Annotated in this window: 17 protein-coding genes; 12 read left to right on the top strand and 5 right to left on the bottom strand. The window is 69.9% G+C overall.

From position 1 onward, the window contains the following. Positions 1–2: 2 nt before the first annotated feature. Positions 3–1,238, bottom strand: coding sequence for a glycosyltransferase family protein (locus tag ACSVC7_RS15615; protein WP_448205169.1), 1,236 nt, complete (start codon positions 1,236–1,238; stop codon positions 3–5). 217 nt (positions 1,239–1,455) lie between these two features. Here ACSVC7_RS15615 and ACSVC7_RS15610 point away from each other — a divergent pair, with 217 nt between their 5' ends. From ACSVC7_RS15610 to ACSVC7_RS15570, 9 genes are all read left to right on the top strand, one after another. Continuing rightward, positions 1,456–4,092, top strand: a complete 2,637-nt coding sequence (locus ACSVC7_RS15610; RefSeq protein WP_448205170.1) for an ABC transporter transmembrane domain-containing protein — start codon at positions 1,456–1,458, stop codon at positions 4,090–4,092. 29 nt (positions 4,093–4,121) lie between these two features. After that, entirely contained in the window at positions 4,122–4,577 is a 456-nt protein-coding gene (locus ACSVC7_RS15605) for a cyclic nucleotide-binding domain-containing protein (protein ID WP_448205171.1), read from the top strand. Between the two features lie 216 nt (positions 4,578–4,793). Next, a complete protein-coding gene (locus ACSVC7_RS15600) occupies positions 4,794–5,936 on the top strand; it encodes a glycosyltransferase family protein (RefSeq protein ID WP_448205172.1) in 1,143 nt (380 codons plus the stop codon). A 76-nt stretch (positions 5,937–6,012) separates the two neighbouring features. Beyond that, on the top strand, positions 6,013–6,819 hold the full coding sequence (locus ACSVC7_RS15595; RefSeq protein WP_448205173.1) for a polysaccharide deacetylase family protein: 807 nt from the start codon (positions 6,013–6,015) through the stop codon (positions 6,817–6,819). Between the two features lies 1 nt (position 6,820). Further along, on the top strand, positions 6,821–7,333 hold the full coding sequence (locus ACSVC7_RS15590) for a hypothetical protein (protein WP_448205174.1): 513 nt from the start codon (positions 6,821–6,823) through the stop codon (positions 7,331–7,333). Continuing rightward, on the top strand, positions 7,330–9,213 hold the full coding sequence (locus ACSVC7_RS15585) for an ABC transporter ATP-binding protein (protein WP_448205175.1): 1,884 nt from the start codon (positions 7,330–7,332) through the stop codon (positions 9,211–9,213). Before ACSVC7_RS15590 ends, ACSVC7_RS15585 begins: the two co-directional genes overlap by 4 nt. Beyond that, positions 9,213–11,120 carry an ABC transporter substrate-binding protein gene (locus tag ACSVC7_RS15580; RefSeq protein WP_448205176.1) on the top strand — a complete coding sequence of 636 codons (1,908 nt, stop codon included), beginning with the start codon at positions 9,213–9,215 and terminating at the stop codon, positions 11,118–11,120. The genes ACSVC7_RS15585 and ACSVC7_RS15580 overlap by 1 nt, the downstream gene beginning before the upstream one ends. Positions 11,121–11,295: 175 nt before the next feature. Continuing rightward, positions 11,296–12,294: an ABC transporter permease gene (locus ACSVC7_RS15575; RefSeq protein ID WP_448205177.1), complete on the top strand. Its 999-nt coding sequence runs from the start codon at positions 11,296–11,298 to the stop codon at positions 12,292–12,294. Then, positions 12,291–13,463, top strand: a complete 1,173-nt coding sequence (locus ACSVC7_RS15570; protein ID WP_448205178.1) for an ABC transporter permease — start codon at positions 12,291–12,293, stop codon at positions 13,461–13,463. Before ACSVC7_RS15575 ends, ACSVC7_RS15570 begins: the two co-directional genes overlap by 4 nt. Before the next feature lie 124 nt (positions 13,464–13,587). Here the strand turns inward: ACSVC7_RS15570 and ACSVC7_RS15565 are convergent, their stop codons facing one another. Together ACSVC7_RS15565 and ACSVC7_RS15560 are read right to left on the bottom strand one after the other, a co-directional pair. After that, entirely contained in the window at positions 13,588–14,454 is an 867-nt protein-coding gene (locus tag ACSVC7_RS15565; RefSeq protein ID WP_448205179.1) for a peptidoglycan L,D-endopeptidase MepK, read from the bottom strand. Between the two features lie 172 nt (positions 14,455–14,626). Continuing rightward, the gene (locus ACSVC7_RS15560; RefSeq protein WP_448205180.1) at positions 14,627–15,487 is read right to left on the bottom strand and encodes an MBL fold metallo-hydrolase; all 861 of its coding nucleotides are present in this window, start codon (positions 15,485–15,487) and stop codon (positions 14,627–14,629) included. Between the two features lie 178 nt (positions 15,488–15,665). Here ACSVC7_RS15560 and ACSVC7_RS15555 point away from each other — a divergent pair, with 178 nt between their 5' ends. Further along, entirely contained in the window at positions 15,666–16,415 is a 750-nt protein-coding gene (locus tag ACSVC7_RS15555) for a hypothetical protein (RefSeq protein ID WP_448205181.1), read from the top strand. Here ACSVC7_RS15555 and ACSVC7_RS15550 read toward each other — a convergent pair. Continuing rightward, the gene (locus ACSVC7_RS15550) at positions 16,397–17,086 is read right to left on the bottom strand and encodes a response regulator transcription factor (RefSeq protein WP_448205182.1); all 690 of its coding nucleotides are present in this window, start codon (positions 17,084–17,086) and stop codon (positions 16,397–16,399) included. The genes ACSVC7_RS15555 and ACSVC7_RS15550 overlap by 19 nt on opposite strands. Before the next feature lie 133 nt (positions 17,087–17,219). Then, a complete protein-coding gene (locus ACSVC7_RS15545; protein ID WP_448205183.1) occupies positions 17,220–17,723 on the bottom strand; it encodes a glycosyl transferase in 504 nt (167 codons plus the stop codon). Between the two features lie 285 nt (positions 17,724–18,008). Here ACSVC7_RS15545 and ribA point away from each other — a divergent pair, with 285 nt between their 5' ends. Beyond that, entirely contained in the window at positions 18,009–19,169 is a 1,161-nt protein-coding gene (gene ribA, locus ACSVC7_RS15540; RefSeq protein WP_448205184.1) for a GTP cyclohydrolase II, read from the top strand. A gap of 176 nt (positions 19,170–19,345) precedes the next feature. After that, complete coding sequence (locus tag ACSVC7_RS15535) at positions 19,346–20,332, top strand: hypothetical protein (RefSeq protein ID WP_448205185.1); 987 nt, start codon at positions 19,346–19,348, stop codon at positions 20,330–20,332. The last annotated feature ends 43 nt before the right edge of the window (positions 20,333–20,375 follow it).

Raw genomic sequence — 20,375 nt, 5'->3', positions numbered from 1 at the left:
GCTCACGCGCAGCCCCCGGCGGCGCGCCGAAGCTCCGGCTCCCTCTCCCGCATCAACTCCCTTTGCGGCAGGTACCGCCCGGCCAGCCGGTTGACGCTGTCCAGCCCGTCCAGCAGGCCGGGCACGACGACCGAGGAGGGCGGGGACTGCCAGGGAAGCCGGCGCAGGGCCGTCGCCATGGCGGCGGCGTGGCGCACCCCGTCGTCCATCAGCACGGACACCAGCCCCAGGTCCCGCGCGCGGGTTGCCCGGATGGTCTGCTCGCGGCGCGGCGTTTCACGTGGAACGATCAGCGCCCGCTTGTCGAAGGACAGGATCTCGCAGAAGGTGTTGTAGCCGCCCATGGCGACCACCCCAGCCGCCCCCTGCATCAGCCTCTCGATCCGCGCCTCGAAGGCGGTGGCGGTGACCTTCGGCAGGGCGTCGGCCCGCGCCAGGAACTGCGCCTGGAGTTCCGGCTGCATGAAGGGGCCGAAGACCAGCACGGCGCGGTAGGGGATGTCGGGGTCAGCCTCGTAGGCGCGCAGGACCCAGTCCACCATCGCATCCCCGTCGCCGCCGCCGCCGGGGGTGACCAGGATGTAGGGCTCCTCCGGCAGGCCGGGCTCGTGCGGGGCGGCGGCCGGGACGGTGCGCTGCAGATAGCCGGTGTAGACCATCTTGGCCCGCGCCTCGTCCGAAAGGTCGATCCCCTCCAGCGGGTCGCAGACCTGCGGCAGGCCGTAGACCCAGATCTCGTCGTAGAGGCTGTCCAGCACCGGCAGCACGCCCTTGCGCTCCCACTCCGGGGCGAGCAGCGCCGGCTCGTCCAGCACATCGCGCAGGCCCAGCACCAGCGGCACGCCGCGCGCCTTCAGGTCGTGCAGAGTCTCCCGCACCTCGCCGCGCAGGCCCAGCGGTTCCTTGTCCACGATGAACAGATCGGGCTGGTACATCTCCGCCGTGTGGCGGATCAGCGAGGCCCGCATCGCCAGAATCTCGTCGATGTCCAGGTGCAGGTTCAGCGCGGTGTACTCGCCGTTGCGCAGCTTGATCACGCCGGGGATGCGCACGAAATCGACGCGCGCGCGGAAGTCGAAGCTGCCCACGATGGGCGACCCCGACAGGATCAGCACGGACAGGTCCTTGTAACGCTCCACCAGCGCATGGGCGATGGCCCGGCAACGGCGCAGATGGCCGAGCCCGAAGGTGTCGTGGCTGTAGATCAGCACGCGGCCGGAGGATGGGCGTTCGCTCATGAGCTTTCCTTCCCCCATATCTGGCCCCACATCTGGCCCCACCGTCTGGCCGGGCCGTCCCGGCCTGCGCGCGGTCCGTGAATGAGTGTGCGTCATGCCGCCTTTGCGGTTGTAGCAGACCAGTGTATCAGGAACCATGCCCCATGCTGCCGTGCAGCAAAGGAGGTACGGTTTCTGCTACCTCTGCGCGCCCGTGTCCCCTTGGTAGAATGGCGCCATGGAATCCAGCATCTTCCGGTTCATCTTTCGGCACAGCGCCCGCCAGCAGATCGCGCTGACCGTCATGACCCTGGCGTCGTTTCCGTTCCTCTATGCCTCGCTCGACCTGCCGAAGCGGATCGTCAACGAAGCCATCGCCGGCAAAAGGCTGCCCCAATCCTTCCTGGGCTTCCACGTCGATCAGGTAAGTTACCTGTTCGTGCTGTGCGGGCTGTTCCTGAGCTTGGTGTTGGTTAACGGGTGGTTCAAGTACGTCATCAACACCTACAAGGGGCGGCTGGGCGAGCGGATGCTGCGCCGTCTGCGGTACGAGCTGTATGTGCGGGTCCTGCGCTTTCCGCTGCCGCGCTTCCGGAAGATGTCGCCGGGCGAGATCATCCCGATGATCACGGCGGAGGTGGAACCGCTGGGCGGCTTCATCGGCGACGCCGTCGCCATCCCCGTGTTCCAGGGCGGCACGCTGCTGGTCTACATCGCCTTCATCTTCATCCAGGACCCGGTGCTGGGCGCGGCGGCGGTGGCGCTCTACCCGTTCCAAGGGTGGCTCATCCCGCGCTTGCAGCGCAAGGTCAATCAGCTTGGCAAGCAGCGCGTACGAGCCATGCGTCAAATCGCTGACCGCATCGGCGAAACGGTGTCCGGCATCCAGGAGGTGCACACCCACAACACCGCCGCGTGGCATCTCGCCGATCTCAGCCACCGGCTTGGCGATGTCTACGACATCCGGTTCGAGATCTATCAGCGCAAGTTCTTCGTGAAATTTTTAAACAACTTCATCAACCAGTTGACGCCCTTCTTCTTCTATTCCATCGGCGGTTATCTGGTCATCCACGGGCGGCTGTCCTTCGGTGCGCTGGTGGCGGTGCTGGCCGCGTACAAGGATCTGGCCGCTCCCTGGAAGGAGCTGCTGGACTGGTACCAGCAGAAGGAGGACAACCGGATCAAGTACGACCAGGTCGTCGAACAGTTCCATGTTCCGGATCTTCTGGACGACCACCTGCTGAACGGGGAGGAGGACATCCCCCTGCGCGGCACGCTGGCCTTCCGCAACGTCGGCTTCGGCGAGGACGGCAGCGCGCGGGTGCTGGAGGGGATCAGCTGCGAGATCCCGCTGGACGGCCACACCGCCGTCGTCGGCATCGGGTCCGGCCGGGACGAGCTGGCGCAGCTGGCGGCGCGGGTGCTGCTGCCCAGCGCCGGCCAGATCCAGCTGGGGGACTGCGATTACGCCGTCCTGCCGGAAAGCGTGACCGGGCGCCGCGCCGCCTATGTGGGGGCCACGCCCTACCTGTTCGCCGCCTCGCTCTACGACAATCTCGTCTACGGCCTGCGGCACCGGCCGCTGCGGCCGGGTGAGCATGGCAACCCCTCCCCCGAACGGCGCAAGCGCCGCATGACCGAGGCGGTGCTGTCCGGCAACACCACCGACGACGTGCGGGCGGACTGGATCGACTACGCCGCCGCCGGCTGCGACGGGCCGGAGGACCTGAAGGCGCGCATCCTGAAGGTGCTGACGCTCGTGAACCTGGACGAGGACGTGTATGGCATGGGGCTCGGCCGCACGGTCGATCCGGACAAGCGGCCGGAGGTGGCCGCCCGCGTGCTGGAAGCGCGCGATGCGATGCGGACCATGCTGGAAAACCCCGACCTCGGCCGCCTTGTGGAGCGGTTCGACCCAGCCCGCTACACCCTGAACGCCAGCGTCGCGGAGAACCTGCTGTTCGGCACGCCGGTCGGGCCGATCTTCCAGCCCGACGCGCTCGCCTCCAACCCGTACGTGCTGTACGTGCTGGACAAGGTCGGCCTGACAGAGCTGTTCCAGGACGTCGGCCGCCGCGTGGCGGAGACGATGGTGGAACTGTTCGCCGGCCTGCCGCCGGGGCACGAGTTCTTCGAGCGCTTCTCCTTCATCGGCTTCGCCGAGCTGCCCGAGTATCAGGCCATCCTGGGGCGCATCGCCAAGGAAGGCATGGGCACCCTGAAGCCGGAGGAGCGGACGCGGCTGATCGCCCTGCCCTTCCGTTTGATCCCCGCCCGCCACCGCCTGGGCCTGATGACCGCCGAGATCGAGCGCCAGCTCATGGAAGCCCGGCGCGTCTTCGCCGCCGACCTGCCGGCGGACCTGAAGGGCGCCGTCGCCTTCTTTGAGCCGGACACCTACAACGCCGCAGCCAGCATCCAGGACAACATCCTGTTCGGAAAGCTGGTCTACGGGCAGGCCCAGGTCCATTCCAAGGTCGGCCGCATCCTGGCGGAGCTGGTCGACCGGCTGAACCTGCGCGACACGGTGGTGGAGGTCGGGCTGGACCATCCGGTGGGCGTCGCCGGGTCCCGCCTGTCGGCGGCGCAGCGGCAGAAGGCGGCGCTGGCCCGCGCCCTGCTGAAGCGGCCGGACCTGCTGGTGCTGAGCGAGGCGACCAGCGGCCTGGACACCGCCAGCCAGAACAAGGTCCACAGCGCGATCATGGAGGACCGGCAGGGCTGCGGCCTGATCTGGGTCCTGCACCGCGCCACCTTGGCACGCGCCTTCGACCGGGTCATCGTGCTGAAGGACGGGCGCATCGCCGAACAGGGCCGATTCGAGGAATTGAGCAGACCCGGAACGCTTCTGCATGAGATGATGACGGCCGAATAGGCCGCCCGGCACGGAGGAGGCTTGAGCGCATGAGCATCGCCGAAGAAGTCGAGTGCCTTCGCAGGATCCCGCTGTTCGCCAACGTGGAGACGGCCAAGCTGAAGCTGCTGGCCTTCACCAGCGAGCGGCTGAACTTCAAAGCCGGGGACGTCCTGTTCCACCAGGACGAGATGGGCAGCTGCGCCTACATCCTGCTGAGCGGCGAGGCGGAGGTGGTGGTCACCGGTCCGGGCGGCCCGCTGGCCGTCGCCACGCTGGGCGCCAACGAGATCGTGGGCGAGATCGCCATCCTCTGCGACGTCCCCCGCACCGCCACCGTCCGCGCCGCCACCGACCTGGAAACGCTGTGCGTGCCCAAGGACCACTTCTTCCAGATGATGAAGGAGTTCCCGCAGATGGGCGTGGAGATCATGCGCGCGCTGGCCCACCGCCTGGAAAAGACCACCATCCGCCTGCGCGAAGTCCTGAGCCGACAGGTGTCGTGACCTAAAAATCCCTCGCCCGCCTCCGGCGGGAGAGGGAGGGGCCCGCGCCGAAGGCGTGGGAGGGTGAGGGCAAGGTTTTTCCGAGAGTCCTTCCTCTGCCTTCCTTGGATTCTCGGAGAAACCTTGCCCTCACCCTCCCGCCGCTTTGCGGCGGGCCCCTCCCTCTCCCATCGGGGATGGGCGAGGGAGTACTCGGACAGCCCCCGAAAGGTTCCCATGAACATCCTCTTCCATGTCCAGCATTTGCTCGGCATCGGGCATGACCGGCGGGCGGCGCTGATCGCGCGGGGGCTGGCGCGGGCCGGCATGGGCGTGACGGTGCTGCGCGGCGGGCATCCGGTGCCGGGCATCGACTACGGGCCGGCGGCCGTCGTCCAGCTTCCGCCGGCCCGCGCCGCCGACGGGACCTTCAAGACCCTGCTGGACGAGCACGACCGCCCCATTGACGACGCTTGGCGCGCCCGCCGGCGCGAGGCCGTGCTCAACGCGTTTAAACACACCCGGCCCGACGCGCTGCTGGTGGAGTCCTTCCCCTTCGGCCGCCGCGCCTTCCGGTTCGAGCTGCTGCCCCTGCTGGAGGCCGCCCGCGCCGTCGGCACGGTCACTGCCTGTTCCGTCCGCGACATCCTGGTCGCCAAGTCGAAGCCTGAGCGGCTGGACGAGACCGTCGCGACGGTGGAGCGCCTGTTCGACCGCGTGCTGGTGCACGGCGACCCGGCCCTGATCCCGTTCGAGACCACCTTCCCCGCCGCCGCGCGCATCGCCGGGCGCATCCTCTACACCGGCTACGTCGCCCCCCCGCCCACGGTTGCAGAAACGAACGACGGGGCGGACGAGGTGGTCGTCTCCGTCGGCGGCGGGGCGGTCGGGTTGCCGCTGCTGCGCGCCGCGCTGGCCGCCCGCGCGCTGACGCCCGCGCGGGACGCGCGCTGGCGCCTGCTGGCCGGGCCGGATGTGCCGGAGGCTGAGTTCCACGCCCTGCGGGCCGAGGCCCCGCCCGGCGTGGTGGTGGAGCGCGCGCGGCCGGACTTTCCCGCCCTACTCCGCCGCTGCCGGCTGTCGATCAGCCAAGCGGGCTACAACACCGTGCTGGACCTGCTGCAAGCCGGCTGCCCCGCCGTCGTGGTGCCCTTTGCCACCGGCAACGAGACCGAACAGGCCACCCGCGCCCACCTGCTGGAGCAGCGCGGCCGGCTGGTCGTGGTCGAGGAGGCGGGCCTGACGCCGGAGAGTTTAGCCGAGGGCGTGAAGCGGGCGCTCGCCCTGCCCCCGCCCCCGCCGGTTCCCGTCCGCCTGGACGGCGCCGCCGAAACCGCGCGCCTGCTGGCTGATCTGGTGGATATGGCGAGGCGCCACTAAACCGTTTGGGATGCTTGGATTTTCACGCCGGGGGGGCCATGCTGGGGCCTGTTTCGGTCCCGGCACCCCGGTCGTGATGACGAAAACCGCTCTTCTCAGCCCTCCGCGCGCCGGTTGGGGCGATCTGGCTGCCGAGCTGGACGCTTGGGCGGACCGGGGGCTTACCGCGACCTTCTGGTGGCGCGACGACGACGCGACGGTGCCGACGCCGGAGCTGGGACGGCTCACCGACCTGTCGGACGCCTTGCGCGTTCCCCTGGCGCTGGCCGTCGTGCCGGCGACCGCCGCTCCGGATCTCGCCCGGCTTCTGGAAGGGTTTCCCCTCGTCAGCGTGCTCCAGCACGGCTGGTCGCACGCCAACCACGCCGCCCCACCGGCCAAGAAGTGCGAGCTGGGCGCCGACCGGCCGGCGGAGACCGTGGTGGCGGAGCTGGCCGAGGGTAAAGGCCGGCTGGAAGCTCTGTTTGGCGCGCGCGCCCTGCCCGTCCTGGTCCCGCCCTGGAACCGCATCGCGCCCGGCGTTGAGGTGCGTTTGACGGAGTTGGGAATCCAGGGCCTGTCCACCTTCGCCCCGCGAAAAGTGTCAAGTGGCCCCCTTGCTTGTGTCAACACGCCCGTGTGCGTCAACACGCATGTGGACCCGGTGGCGTGGCGCGACGGCGGGCGCTTCCTGGGCGAGGCTGAGTCGCTGGGCATGGCGGTCGCCCATCTGCGCGCGCGCCGGCTGGGGGAGGTTGACGCCGGGGAACCCACCGGGTTGCTGACGCACCATCTGGTGATGGACGGCGAAACCTGGGCCTTCACCGAACGTTTCCTGTCCGAGACCGTGCGTCACCGGGCGGCGGCCTGGCTGCCGGCCGGCGCCCTGTTCGGAGTTCCCTGAAATGGCGGAGGTGCTGCGCTATCCCTCCGCGGTGCTGCTCGGCGACTACGCGCGGGCGGCGGCGGGGCTGGCGCTGACGGCGCTGCCGCTGGCGCTGATCCCGGTCACCCCCTGGGTCGGCGGGCCGCTGGCGGCCTGCGCGCTGCTGTTCGCGGCCTTCGCCGTGCGCACCGTCCAGCGCCAGATCACCCGTGTGACCATGGACGAGGACGCCCTGCGCGCTGACGGGCCGCTGGGCGCCATGGTCCGCTGGGACGAGCTGTCGGACCTGCGGCTGCGCTACTACACGACCCGGCGCGGGCGCGACGATGGTTGGATGCAGGCGACCCTGCGAGGGCGGGGCGGGCGCATCCGGATCGACTCGACGCTCGACGGCTTCGACGCGGTGATCGAGCGGGCGGTGGAGGCGGTGAAGCGGAGGGGCCTGCGGCTGAGCCCGGTCACCATCGACAACCTGCTGGCCTTGGGCATCGAGCCCCCAGATCATACAGGACCGGAGGAACCGGCATCATGACCCGCAAGCTGCTCCGGGTGGAAGACCTGAAGGTCGGTTTCCATGTTCCGGGCGGCGTGGTGCAGGCTGTGCGCGGCGTGTCCTTCCGGGTGCGGGCGGGGTCCACCGTCGCGCTGGTCGGAGAATCCGGGTCCGGCAAGTCGGTGGCGGCGCAGTCGATCCTGCGCATCCTGCCCCGCTCCGCCCAGATCACCGGCGGGCGCATCCTGTTCGACGACGGGGACCGGACCGTCGACATCGCCGGCCTGCCCGCCGACGGCAAGGCCATGCGCGCGCTGCGCGGCGGCCGCATTTCCATCATCTTTCAGGAGCCGATGACCTCCCTCTCGCCGCTGCACACCATCGGCGATCAGGTGGGCGAGGCTGTGCGGCTGCACCAGCGGGTGACCGCCGCGCAGGCCCGCGCGCTGGCCGAGGACATGCTGCGCCGGGTGCGCTTCCCCGACCCGAAACGCGCGCTCGACACCTACCCGTTCGAGCTGTCGGGCGGCCTGCGCCAGCGCGCGATGATCGCCATGGCGCTGGTCTGCCGCCCGGCCCTGCTGATCGCGGACGAGCCGACGACCGCGCTGGACGTCACCATCCAGGCGCAGATCCTGAAGCTCATCAAGGACTTGCAGGCGGATTTCGGGATGGCCGTGCTGCTGATCACCCACGACCTGGGGGTGGTCGCCAACCTCGCGGAGGAGGTGGTGGTCATGCACCGGGGCCGGGTGATGGAGTCCGGCACGCGCGAGGACATCTTCGCCGACCCGCGCCATCCTTACCTGAAGGCGCTGCTGCGCGCCGTTCCCCGCTTCCACATGGCCCCCGGCGAGCGGCTGGTGCCCATCCGCTCGATAACGTCGAAGGGCGGCAGCCTGCTGGAGCAGGACCACCGGCCCTGGCCGCCCGGCGCCGACGAGGCCGGCCCCCTGCTGGCCGTGGAGGGCATCACCAAGCGCTACGGCGCGCGCAAGTCCGGCTGGTTCGGGGCGAAGGCCGGGGCGGGCACGCTGGCCGTGGACGACGTCAGCTTCACCATCCGCCGGGGCGAATGCCTGGGGCTGGTGGGGGAGTCCGGCTGCGGCAAGACCACGCTGTCGAAGATCCTGATGCGCGCCCTGACCCCCGACGCGGGCACCGTCCGCTTCAACGATTACGGCCGGGCCGTGGACGTGCTGGGCCTGCGCGGCGACGCGCTGACCGCCTTCCGGCGCAAGGTGCAGTTCGTCTTCCAGGACCCGTTCGGATCGCTGAACCCGCGCATGCCCGTCGCCGACATCATCGCGGAGCCGCTGGTCATCCACCGCATCGGCGACGAGGCCGAACGCGCCGCCCGCGTGCGGGAACTGATGGAGCTGGTCGGGCTCGACGCCCGCCACCTGAAGCGCTACCCGCACAGCTTCTCCGGCGGCCAGCGCCAGCGCATCGGCATCGCCCGCGCCCTGGCGCTGCGGCCGGAGCTGCTGCTGCTGGACGAGCCGGTGTCGGCGCTGGACGTGTCCATCCAGGCGCAGGTGCTGAACCTGCTGAAGGACCTGAAGGAGCGGCTGGGCCTGACCTACCTGTTCGTCAGCCACAATCTGGCGGTGGTGGACTACATGGCCGACCGCATCCTGGTCATGTGCCGGGGCCGCATCGTGGAGAGCGCCCCGCGCGAGGCGCTGTTCCGCAACCCGGTCCACCCCTACACCCAGGCGCTGCTGGCCGCCGTGCCGGAACCGGACCCCAGCCGCCCGCTGTCGCTGACCGAGCTGGAGGAAGGCCGCAGCTCCGACCCCGCGCGCTGGCCAGCGCCCTTCACCATCGACGCCGACCACCAGCCGCATCTGGTGGACCTCGGCAACGGCCACTGCGTCCGCGCCGCCGCGTCGGTGCGGGTGCGGGAGGTGGCGTGATGGCACGCCGCCCTGCCCTCCTCGCCCTCGTCTTTCTTGCGTTGAGCGCGTTTAGCGCCGTTGACGAGGCGGTCGAGACGCCCATGCTGGCCGGCGCGGTCGCGGCGGGCACCCTGCCGCCGGTGACCCAGCGCCTGCCCGCCGAGCCCGCCGTCGTGCCCATGGACTGGGCATGGCAGAAGCCCGGACGGCACGGCGGGGACCTGAATGTGCTGATGGCGCGGGTGAAGGACACCCGGCTGATCTACGTCTACGGCTACGCCCGGCTGGTCGCGCTGACGCCGGACCTGCGCATCGTCCCGGACATTCTGGAGCGGGTGGAGGAAAGCGACAGCCGCGTCTTCACCTTCACCCTGCGGCGCGGCCACCGCTGGTCCGACGGGCACCCCTTCACCACGGAGGATTTCCGCTACTGGTGGGAGGATATGGCCTCCAACTCCAAGCGCTACCCCGGCGGCCCCCCGGCCGAGCTGCTGGTGGCCGGGGAACGCCCGACGGTGGAGATCATCGACGAGGTCACCGTCCGCTACAGCTGGAGCCACCCCAACCCCTTCTTCCTGCCCATGCTGGCCGGGGCCAAGCCGGTCGAGATCTACGCGCCGGCCCATTACCTGAAGCAGTTCCACCCCCGCTACACCGACGCCGCGACGCTGAAGCAGCGGGTGGAGGAGGCGCACCAGAAAAGCTGGCAGCAGCTTCACAACCGCAAGGACAACCTGACGGAGTTCGACAACCCCGACCTGCCGACGCTCCAGCCCTGGGTCCCGACCACCGCGCCGCCGGCGGAGCGCTTCGTCTTCGTCCGCAACCCCTGGTTCCACCGGGTGGATGCGCAGGGCCGGCAGCTGCCCTACATCGACCGCGTCGTCATGACCGTCGCCGACGCCAAGATCATCCCCGCCAAGACCGGGGCCGGGGAAAGCGACCTTCAGGCGCGCTACCTGCGGTTCGACAACTACACCTTCCTGACCCAGGGGGCGAAGCGCAACGACTACCGGGTGACGCTGTGGCGCACCGGCATCGGGGCGCAGATGGCGCTGTTCCCCAACCTGACCTGCAACGACCCGGTGTGGCGCACGCTCAACCGCGACGCCCGCTACCGCCGCGCCCTGTCGCTGGCCATCGATCGGGAGGAGTTGAACCAGGTCGTCTATTACGGCCTCGCCACCCCGTCCAACAACACGCTGCTGGAGGCCTCGCCCCTGTGGAAACCGGAATACCGGGACCGCTGGGCCCAACACGACGTGCGGCAGGCCAGCCGCCTGCTGGACGAGATCGGCCTGACCAAACGCGACGCGAACGGCGTTCGCCTGCTGCCCGATGGCCGCCCGCTGGAGATCGTCGTGGAGACCGCCGGGGAGAGCACGGAGGAAACCGACGCGCTGGAGCTGATCGCCGACGGTTGGCGGCGTATCGGCGCGCGGCTGTACATCCGCTCCTCGCAGCTGGACGTGTTCCGCAACCGCATCTTCGCGGGCGAGACCTGCATGTCCATCGCCCGCGGCCTGGACGACGCCATCGCCACCGCCGACATGAGCCCGGCCGAGCTGGTGCCCGTGGACCAGGGCAAGTACCAGTGGCCGAAATGGGGCCAGTTCCACCAGACCATGGGCAAGGAGGGCGAGCCCCCCGACCTGCCCGAGGCCAAGGAGCTGATCGACGCCTACCGTGCCTGGCGCGACGCCCCGGACGAGGCCGGCCGCGCCGCGGCGTGGGAGCGCATCCTGACCATCAACGCCGACCAGGTCTTCACCATCGGCACCGTCGCCGGCGTGCCGCAGCCGGTGGTGGCCCGGCAGACCCTGAACAACGTCCCGGCCGAGGGCCTCTTCAACTACGACCCCGGCGCCCATTTCGGCATGTACCGCCCCGACACCTTCTGGTTCGCGGCGAAGGAGGGCGGGTGATGGACCAATTCATACCCCGTTCCCTCTCGGGTGCAGCGCCGGAACGATCGGTAATCGTCATCCCCGCGAAGGCGGGGATCCAGGCCGATTCGGAAACGTGCCGGGGTGCCCTGGATCCCCGCCTTCGCGGGGATGACGGAAAGGGAGCTTTCGTCCGGGATGATCGGAGGGCACCATGCTGGGCTATGTGATCCGCCGCATCCTGATCATGATCCCGACGCTGCTGGCGATCAGCGCGATCACCTTCGTCATCATCCAGCTGCCGCCCGGCGACTACCTGACCTCGATGGTCAACGAGCTGCAAAGCCGGGGTGAGAATGTGGACCAGGGGCGGCTCGCCATGCTGCGGGAGACCTACGGGCTCGACCGGCCGATGATCCAGCAGTACGCGGTCTGGCTGGCCGGCATGCTGCGCGGGGATTTCGGCTATTCCTTCGAATACAACATGCCGGTGCGGGACGTGGTGGGCGACCGGCTGGTGCTGACGGTGGTGATCTCCGCCGCCACCATCGTCTTCATCTGGGGCGTGTCCTTCCCCATCGGCATCTATTCCGCCACGCACCAGTACAGCCTGGGCGACTACACGCTGACCTTGCTGGGCTTCCTGGGGCTGGCGACGCCGAACTTCCTGCTGGCGCTGGTGCTGCTGTATTTCGCCAACGTGTGGTTCGGCCTGTCCATCGGCGGGCTGATGGACGCCAAATACCTCGGCCAGCCCTGGAGCTGGGGCAAGGCGGTGAGCGTGGCCGAGCACATGTGGATCCCGGTCATCGTCATCGGCACCTCGGGCACCGCCGCGATGATCCGCCGCCTGCGCGCCAACCTGCTGGACGAGCTGCACAAGCCCTACGTCGTCACCGCCCGCGCCAAGGGGCTGCCGCCCGGCCGGGCGCTGATGAAGTACCCGCTGCGGGTGGCGCTGAACCCCTTCGTCGCCGACATCGGCAACCTGCTGCCGCACATCGTGTCCGGCGCCGCGGTGGTGTCGGTGGTGATGTCGCTTCCGACGACGGGGCCGATGCTGCTGCAGGCGCTGCGCAGCCAGGACATGTATCTGGCCGGGTCCTTCCTGATGTTCCTGGCGGTGCTGACGGTCGTCGGCGTCTTCCTGTCGGATTTGGCGCTGGCGGCGCTCGACCCGCGCATCCGGCTTGGCGGAGGAGCCCGGCGATGAGCGATACGCCCCTTTCCCATGGCCCCCTGCCCCACGCGGTCGACACGGCCCCCTGGGACCCGGAGGAGATCGAGCGCCTGTCGCCGGAGCAGGAACGCTTCACCATGGCGTCGCAGTGGTGGATGGTCTGGTGGCGGCTGCGGCGGCACCAGCTGGCGGTGCTGTCGGGGGCGATCCTGATTCTGCTCTACGCCTCCACCCTGGTCAGCGAGGTGCTGGCGCCCTACGCGGTGGACAGCCGCCATTCCCGATTTATCCACGCCCCGCCGCAGGCCGTGCATCTGTTCCACGAGGGGAGCTTCGTCGGCCCCTTCGTCTACGGATACAGCTACCACCTGAACCTGGAGACGCTGAAGCGGGAGTACGCGCCCGACCCCGCCAAGGTGCAGCCGATCCGCTTCCTGTGCCGGGGCGATTCCTATCACTTCTGGGGGCTGGTCGAGGCCGACCTGCATCTCGCCTGCCCGGCCGAGGGCGGCACGCTGTTCCTGCTGGGCACCGACCGGCTGGGCCGCGACCTGCTGTCGCGCATGATCTACGGCACGCGCATCTCGCTGACCATCGGGCTGATCGGCATCACGGTCAGCTTCGTGCTGGGGATCACCATCGGCGGCATCGCCGGCTATTACGGCGGCTGGGTCGACAACCTGATCCAGCGCCTGATCGAGATCATCCGATCCTTCCCGGAGCTGCCGCTGTGGATGGCCCTGTCGGCCGCCCTGCCCGTCACCTGGAACCCGATCTTCGTCTATTTCGGGATCACCATGATCCTGGGCCTGCTGGAATGGACCGGGCTGGCCCGCGCCGTGCGGTCCAAGCTGCTGGCCCTGCGGGAGGAGGACTTCACCACCGCCGCCCAGCTGATGGGCGCCAGCCCCGCCCGCATCATCGGCCGCCACCTGCTGCCCAGCTTCATGAGCCACCTGATCGCGTCCGCCACCTTGGCGATCCCCGGCATGATCCTGGGCGAGACGGCGCTGAGCTTCCTCGGCCTTGGCCTGCGCCCGCCGATCACCAGCTGGGGCGTGCTGCTGACCGAGGCGCAGAACATCAACGTGGTGGCCCTGTACCCCTGGCTGATGCTGCCGGTGGTTCCGGTGATCGTGACGGTGCTGAGCTTCAACTTCCTCGGCGACGGTTTGCGCGACGCGGCGGATCCGTATAGGTAACGCTCAGAATAGGTAACGCTCAGACGTTGGGTTTCGCTTTACTCAACCCAACCTACGGAAGCGTGCAATCTCTCGTAGGTTGGATTGAGCGCAGCGAAACCCAACGTCTGGAGCTTTCCACCGATCAGGGCTTCCTCTTCGCCGCCACCGGAGCCGGCTGGTCCTTGAGCTGCGCCAGAACGTAGCGCACGCGCGACAGGTCGGGTTCGGCCTTGGCGGCCACCTGGGCCGGCGCGGGCGCGGCCTTTCTGGGCGCGGGAGCGGGTGCCGCCACCGGCGCGGCCTTGACCTCGACCGGCTTCGGTTTCGGCTCCGATTCCACCACCGCGGCGACCTCCGCCCTGGCGGGCTCGGGCGTCGGGGCGGCGGGTTTGCGCGGGGTCGCCCTGGCTTCGAGGATGGCCGGCGTGGTGCGCGGTTCGCCGTTGCCCTTCGGCGTCCAGGTGCGGAAGGGGCCGGTGTCCACATGGACGTGGCCGGTGCTGGCGTACATGGCGTAGCCGCCGCGGTGCATGGCCTCCGCCTCCTCCGCGATGCGGCGGGCGGAGACGCCGGGGATGTAGATGTCCGCCGCCTGGCCGCGCAGGTGGTAACTGTGCTCCGCCACGTTCGGGTTGGTGCGGGCCAGCGCCACGTTCGTCGCTTGCGAGCGGTAGCCCGAGGTGATCTGGACCGGCGTGTCCGGCGTCGCACCGCAGCGCTCGCGCAGTTCCACCAGCATATCCACCAGCGCCGGGTCGACCGGGGCGACGTCGCCGGTCCTGCGGTCGCGGAACAGCTCGGAGATGCGCTGCAAGGCCGCGGGGTCGTAGCCGCCGGGCCGCCAGTAGGTGACGCTGACCGTCTCACCGCTGGCGGGGTGGTACAGGGTGATCGACCGTGGGTCGCCGCCGAGCGATGTCTGGGGAGTGGGGGTGGAAGCACAGCCGGCGAGGATACCGCCGGCGAGCAGGCTCAACCATGACAGGCGCAGAAAAGGTCGCTTGTTCATCCCCAGAGTTCCCCCTCCGGTTGCAAGCGTCCTTCATACCATGATTGTCACAGAACTTGGCAGTGACAACGCACCATGGGACTGGCACTTCGGCGGTTTTTGTGACCGAAAAACATCACAGCCAAGGTCATAGGCCCGCTTGGCGCGAGCCCCCTGCCCCACGGTCAGGGCCTTACGGCGACAGGACCATCCCTTCGCGGGCGACCAGGGTGCCGGGGCGCAAGGCCTCGGCCTCGGCGGCGATGGCGTCCAGCTGCGCGTCGGTGCGCCTGGGGTCGTGGTGGAAGATGACCGCGCGGCCGACCCCGGCCTCGTCGGCGAGGCGCAGGCATTCCTGCCACGTCGAGTGGCCCCAGCCGAGATGGGCGGGGTATTCGGCGTCGGTGTAGGTGCTGTCGTAGACCAGCAGGTCGGCGCCGCGCACGAGGTCCAGGATACGGGGGTCGCGGCCCTCCGCCGGGTGCTCCGTGTCGGTGACGTAGCAGAAGCTGCGCCCGCCGAACTCGATGCGGTAGCCGACGGCCTCGTCGGGGTGGTTCAGCCGGCCGGTGCGCACGGTGACGCCCGGCTTCAGGGTCAGCGTGTCGCCGGCCGCGAATTCCTGGAAGGAGCAGTCGGCCCGGAAGATCTCCACCGGCACCGGGAACAGCGGCGGCGACATCATGCCCTGCAGGACGGAGCGGATGGTCCGCCCCGGCTCCAGATGCCCGGCCCAGATGCGCACGGAACTGGCCGCGTCGAAGGCCGGCGCGAAGAAGGGAAGGCCGCAGATGTGGTCCAGGTGGCTGTGCGTCAGCAGCAGGTCGAGATCGACCGGACCCTGGCGCATCAGCGCCTCGCCCAGCGGGCGGATGCCGGTGCCGGCGTCCAGGACCAGCAGCGCGTCACCGCACCGCACCTCGATGCAAGGCGTGTTGCCGCCGTAGTGAACCGTCTGTGGACCGGGGGAGGCGATGCTGCCGCGAACGCCCCAGAAACGGACGGCAAAGGCCGGCGGCGCGGCGGGCGTATCGGAAACGGTGGATTCCGTCATGATGCGCCCAATTTGGCGGGAGCCTTTTCCCAAGTCGAGTGAAAAGGCACTCCCTTGGATGGAACAAAAACCCTGTGGCTATTCCCTACATGTGGAGATGCTGAATCCAATAAGATGTGGTAGACAGGCCAGGACTCGCCAATCGACGCGATGAACCGCCTCCGGACACGATCGACGGATGGATCCTGACAAGCTCGCCAAAGTCCTCGCCATGGCCGAGTCGGAGCACCAGGGCGAGGCTCAGTCCGCTCTGCGCGCCGCCCGCATCATGCTGGCGCGGGCCGGCCTGTCGTTCCGCGATCTGGCGCGCGGCGCCCGTCCCATCGCGGCGTCCGAGCCGCCCCCGTCCGCCGCTGCCCAGCCGGCCGCGCCGCCGGACCGGCCGCCGCCGCCCGACCAGCTCGTCCAGGGCCTGCGCCGGCAGGTGAGGGACCTGGAGCTGGAGATCGCCGGGCTGAAGCGGCAGCTGGAAAAGACCACCGGCGACATGGAGCGCCAGCGCGAAGAGGCCGACCGCTGGCGCACGCTGGCCCGCGAGACCGCGGAAAAGCTGTGGGACCTCGGCAAGGCGATGGAGCGCAAGCACAGCCGCCACACCAGCAAGGACAAGCGCCGCGCCATCCTGGACCTTCTTCAGGACCCCGGCAGCGCCCTGCTGGCCGACCACGAGATCGCGCGCCGCGTCGGCACCTCGACCAAGCTGGTCGCGCACTGGCGGCGGCGGCTGGCCATCGTCGGGCGGAAAATCCGGCTGCTGCCGGTGGTGCCGCGCGGGCGGGGCCTGTGGGGCGGCGGCCATCGCAAGCATGGGGCGGCGCTGGAAGGCCCGCGGCGGCGCTGGATGGGCTATCCGGTGGCGGTCACCATCTCAGGCCGCTCCGACCCCCACGGCCACCATCACGGGACCCATCACGGGACCAGGCGGTAGCCTCCGGGCTCGGTCACCAGGATTTCGGCGTTGGAGGGGTCGCGCTCGATCTTCTGGCGCAGGCGGTAGACGTGCGTCTCCAGCGTGTGGGTGGTGACGCCGGCGTTGTAGCCCCACACCTCGCCCAGCAGCGTCTCGCGCCCGACCACCGCGTCGCCGGCCCGGTGCAGGTATTTCAGGATCGCCGTTTCCTTCTCGGTCAGGCGGATCTTGCGGTTCTTGCCCTCCTCCACCAGCAGCTTCGCCGAGGGGCGGAAGCTGTAGGGGCCGATGGAGAAGACGGCATCCTCCGTCTGTTCGAACACGCGCAGCTGCGCGCGCAGGCGGGCCAGCAGCACGCCCATGCGGAAGGGTTTGGCGACATAGTCGGTGGCGCCCGAATCGAGCCCCAGGATCGTGTCCGCGTCGGAACTGGCCGCCGTCAGCATGATGACCGGGCAGCGCACGCCTTCCCGCCGCAGCAGGCGGCACAGGTCGCGCCCGTCCATGTCCGGCAAGCCGACGTCCAGCAGGATCGCGGAGAAGGCCCCCTCGCGCGCAGCCCCCAGGGCGGAGGCGGCGTCCCCGGCCTCCACCGTTTCGAACTCCTCCAGCAGTTGGAGCTGTTCGGACAGGGATTGCCGGAGGGCGACATCGTCGTCGACGAGGAGAATGCGTTTCGCAAGCGTCATGCGGAGGTGATCACCGTTGGCCCGGGCGCGAATTTGGGCGTGAATTTACCACGCGGTGCGCGGGCTTGTCTTTGGAAACGGGGGCCGATCCGGGAACAGCGCCAGGGATTGTTCCGTCCCGGAAACATTCCGGTCATGCGCCGAACAGGCTGGTCAACCGCTCGACACCCCCGGCGTCCGGCGGCGCCGCAACGATCCGCCCCGCCGCGAGGCCGAGCGCGCGCAGCTCCGCCGCCACATCCTCCGTCGGCACGGCGATGCCACGCATCAGCGCCAGTGCACCCTGTTCCAAGTGGCGCAGCGCCGCCGCCTCGCCGGTGCCGAGGGCCGGGTCCCGCCACAACGGTTGGTCCACCAGCGCGACCAGCTTCAGGCGGCGGTTGTCCACGGACAGCGCCCCCGCCACGCCGGGCAGGGCGAGCCCGTCGACCAGCACCGCCGCGCCGTCCGGCAGGCGCGACACCGCGATGTCGGCGGCGAGGATCGCCGACTGGTCCACGCGCGGGTAGGGACCGGGCAGGGGCCGCCCGGCGACGGACCATCTGGCCTCCCGCAGCGCCGCGACCATGCGCGGGCCATAGGCGCCGGGCGACCGGCCTTCCGGAACCAGAACATGCAGAGCCGGCCGATCCGGCATGACCCATACTCCCCAAGGCTGCGAGCGGAGGGATCATACCGCAGCGCAGCATAACCTGCACGGGGATCTCCCCGGTCTGCGGTCGCCGGGGGCATCGTTGCCGGAGACATCGTTGCCGGGCGCGAAACGGTGTGACGCGCGGGATTTGCTGGACAGGGGTGCGCCTCCTGCGCTTTGCTTCCCGCGCCTTCGCGCCTATGTCGTGATCGTTCGTGACGCACGGCGCGACCCCGGCACGGTCCTTTCAGAAAAGCCCCTCAGGCACAGTCCCCCAGGCACAGCCCCATGCACGCCGACCTTACTTCCGAACCCGCCCAGCCCTTCGACGAGGCCGCCATGCGCGCGGTGGACCGGGCGCTGGCCGCGATGCGCCGGGGTGAGGCCGTCGCCATCGAAACCGCCGACGGCACCGTCGGCGCCGCCGTGTCGGTGGAATCCGTGGCGATCGACGCGGTGGAGCGGCTGACCCGCCTGACCGGTGAGACGCCGGTGCTGGCCGTCACGCGGCGCCGCGCCACCGTGCTGAAGCTGATGGAGGAGGGGACGGGCGTCGTCGCCCTGTCGCTGCCCCGCTGCCTGACCGCCGACGAGGCCCACGCGCTGGCCGACCCCGAACATTATCCCTATTCATGTGGGGGGCCGGACGGCGGCCTGCCGGACGGGCTGACCGCCACGGCCATGGCCCCCGGCTCGCGCGAGGCGGCGGCGGTGGATCTGGCCCGGCTGGCCCGGCTGCTGCCCGCGGCGGTGGTGGCCCCGGCGCCCGCGGCGCGGGGTTCGGCGGCGGACTGGGCGGCGGAGCACGACCTGTTGCTGGTGCGGGCGGGCGACATCGCCGATTACCGCATCCATGTGGTGCGCACGCTGCGCAAGGTTGCCGAGGCGCGCGTGCCCCTTGCCGGCGCGGAGAACACGCGCATCGTCGCCTTCCGCCCGATCGACGGCGGGCCGGAGCATCTGGCGATCATCATCGGCGACCCGCAGCCGGACGCCCCGGTGCTGGCCCGCCTGCATTCGGAATGCTTCACCGGCGACCTGCTGGGCAGCCTTCGCTGCGACTGCGGCGACCAGCTGCGCGGCGCGATCGCGGAGATCGCCCGACACGGCAGCGGCGTGCTGCTGTATCTGGCGCAGGAGGGGCGGGGCATCGGTCTGGTCAACAAGCTGCGCGCCTACCGCATCCAGGACCGCGGCTTCGACACGGTGGACGCCAACGAGATCCTGGGCTTCGAGGCGGACGAGCGCGTCTATCTGCCGGCGGCGGAGATGCTGCGCCAGCTTGGCTTCGCCGGGGTGCGGCTGATGACCAACAACCCGGAGAAGCTGCGCCAGCTCGCCCGCTGCGGGATCGAGGTGGTGGAGCGCGTTCCCCACATCTTCCCGGCCAACGGTCACAACGAAGGCTATCTGCGCACCAAGGCCGAGCGCAGCGGCCATATGTTCTGATTCTTCGACTCTTCATTGGGCAGGAACAGCCCCCGCGACCCGGCAGCTCTTGCCGGGCAGGGGCGGGGGCGGCAGCGCTTTCCGGGTGAAAGCGGCGGCGGGGGCGGCAAACCGGCCCGAAGAGTTGGCACGGAGGTTGCTTTCCCACCGGTGGACTCAGTGCCGGGAGACCGACCATGGCCATCGACGCCGCCACCATAGACACCACCGCCGCCTCGCGGCCGGTGCTGCGCGAGCGTCCGCCGGAGCGGTCCACCGCTTCACCGATCATCAACGACGGGCACAACGGGCGCGGGGTCGAAATCCAGGGGGACATGTCCTTTGGGGATTTCCTGGACATCATCAACCCGCTGCAACACATCCCGATCATCAGCAACATCTATCGCGAGATCACCGGCGACACGATCAAGCCGTCGTCAAAGGTAATCGGCGGCATCCTGTACGGCGGCCCGCTCGGCGGCATGGCGGCCATCGCCAACGCCGTGGTGGAGGAAGCACAGGGCAAGGATCTCGGCGATCAAGTCATGGCGTCGCTCGGCTTCGGCGGCGGCGATCATGCCGCGCCCGGTGCGGCCCCCAACGCAGGCAAAACGGCCGTCGCGGCCCTGCCGGACACGGCGGCGCTGGCCGCAGCCACGGCGACAGGTGCCAAGCCCGCCTCCGCCATGCCGACTTCACCAACGGCGGCTCCGGCCGCGCAGGCGGCAGGGGCCGACAAGCCGGTCCGCTTGGCCGCGGCGGCGCAGCAGGGCGCTCAGCCGACCGCGGCGGGCGGGCGCGATGCCCTGCTGGCTGCGGACACGCCGCACCCCACGCGCATGCCGACCCGCGACACGCCGCTCGCCAGCTCGATGCTCGCCAAGCACGCGGCACCGAGGTTCGCGGCACCGATGCCCGGCTCCACGACGGCGACGGCCGGTGCCCTGCCGAGCGGAGCCAAGGCCAGCACCCCGGGGAACCAGCCGGCGGCGAACCAAGCGGGAGCGAACCAACCGGCCGGCCAGGGCGCCGATCAGGCGACGGCCAGGGCGGACGCACCGAACCCGATGCGGCCGGTGGCGCCGGACATGCTGTCCGAGACGATGATGCGCAATCTGGCGAAGTACGAGCAGAGCAAGAGGGCCGCCCAGCCGGCCGCCCCCAGCCTGCGCGTGTCGAGCTGACCGCGACCGTTCCGGCAACGGCCGGTTGATCAGGGCAAGAGGG

The organism is Azospirillum mesophilum (assembly GCF_053470405.2).
Note: the sequence above shows the minus strand (reverse complement) of the source record. Positions and strands in the feature narration are given on the sequence as shown.

Coding starts and splice junctions, on each gene's coding strand:
- ACSVC7_RS15615 (WP_448205169.1), bottom strand. CDS start 1,238: ATGAGCGAACGCCCATCCTCCGGCCGCGTGCTGATCTACAGCCACGAC.
- ACSVC7_RS15610 (WP_448205170.1), top strand. CDS start 1,456: ATGGAATCCAGCATCTTCCGGTTCATCTTTCGGCACAGCGCCCGCCAG.
- ACSVC7_RS15605 (WP_448205171.1), top strand. CDS start 4,122: ATGAGCATCGCCGAAGAAGTCGAGTGCCTTCGCAGGATCCCGCTGTTC.
- ACSVC7_RS15600 (WP_448205172.1), top strand. CDS start 4,794: ATGAACATCCTCTTCCATGTCCAGCATTTGCTCGGCATCGGGCATGAC.
- ACSVC7_RS15595 (WP_448205173.1), top strand. CDS start 6,013: ATGACGAAAACCGCTCTTCTCAGCCCTCCGCGCGCCGGTTGGGGCGAT.
- ACSVC7_RS15590 (WP_448205174.1), top strand. CDS start 6,821: ATGGCGGAGGTGCTGCGCTATCCCTCCGCGGTGCTGCTCGGCGACTAC.
- ACSVC7_RS15585 (WP_448205175.1), top strand. CDS start 7,330: ATGACCCGCAAGCTGCTCCGGGTGGAAGACCTGAAGGTCGGTTTCCAT.
- ACSVC7_RS15580 (WP_448205176.1), top strand. CDS start 9,213: ATGGCACGCCGCCCTGCCCTCCTCGCCCTCGTCTTTCTTGCGTTGAGC.
- ACSVC7_RS15575 (WP_448205177.1), top strand. CDS start 11,296: ATGCTGGGCTATGTGATCCGCCGCATCCTGATCATGATCCCGACGCTG.
- ACSVC7_RS15570 (WP_448205178.1), top strand. CDS start 12,291: ATGAGCGATACGCCCCTTTCCCATGGCCCCCTGCCCCACGCGGTCGAC.
- ACSVC7_RS15565 (WP_448205179.1), bottom strand. CDS start 14,454: ATGAACAAGCGACCTTTTCTGCGCCTGTCATGGTTGAGCCTGCTCGCC.
- ACSVC7_RS15560 (WP_448205180.1), bottom strand. CDS start 15,487: ATGACGGAATCCACCGTTTCCGATACGCCCGCCGCGCCGCCGGCCTTT.
- ACSVC7_RS15555 (WP_448205181.1), top strand. CDS start 15,666: ATGGATCCTGACAAGCTCGCCAAAGTCCTCGCCATGGCCGAGTCGGAG.
- ACSVC7_RS15550 (WP_448205182.1), bottom strand. CDS start 17,086: ATGACGCTTGCGAAACGCATTCTCCTCGTCGACGACGATGTCGCCCTC.
- ACSVC7_RS15545 (WP_448205183.1), bottom strand. CDS start 17,723: ATGCCGGATCGGCCGGCTCTGCATGTTCTGGTTCCGGAAGGCCGGTCG.
- ribA (WP_448205184.1), top strand. CDS start 18,009: ATGCACGCCGACCTTACTTCCGAACCCGCCCAGCCCTTCGACGAGGCC.
- ACSVC7_RS15535 (WP_448205185.1), top strand. CDS start 19,346: ATGGCCATCGACGCCGCCACCATAGACACCACCGCCGCCTCGCGGCCG.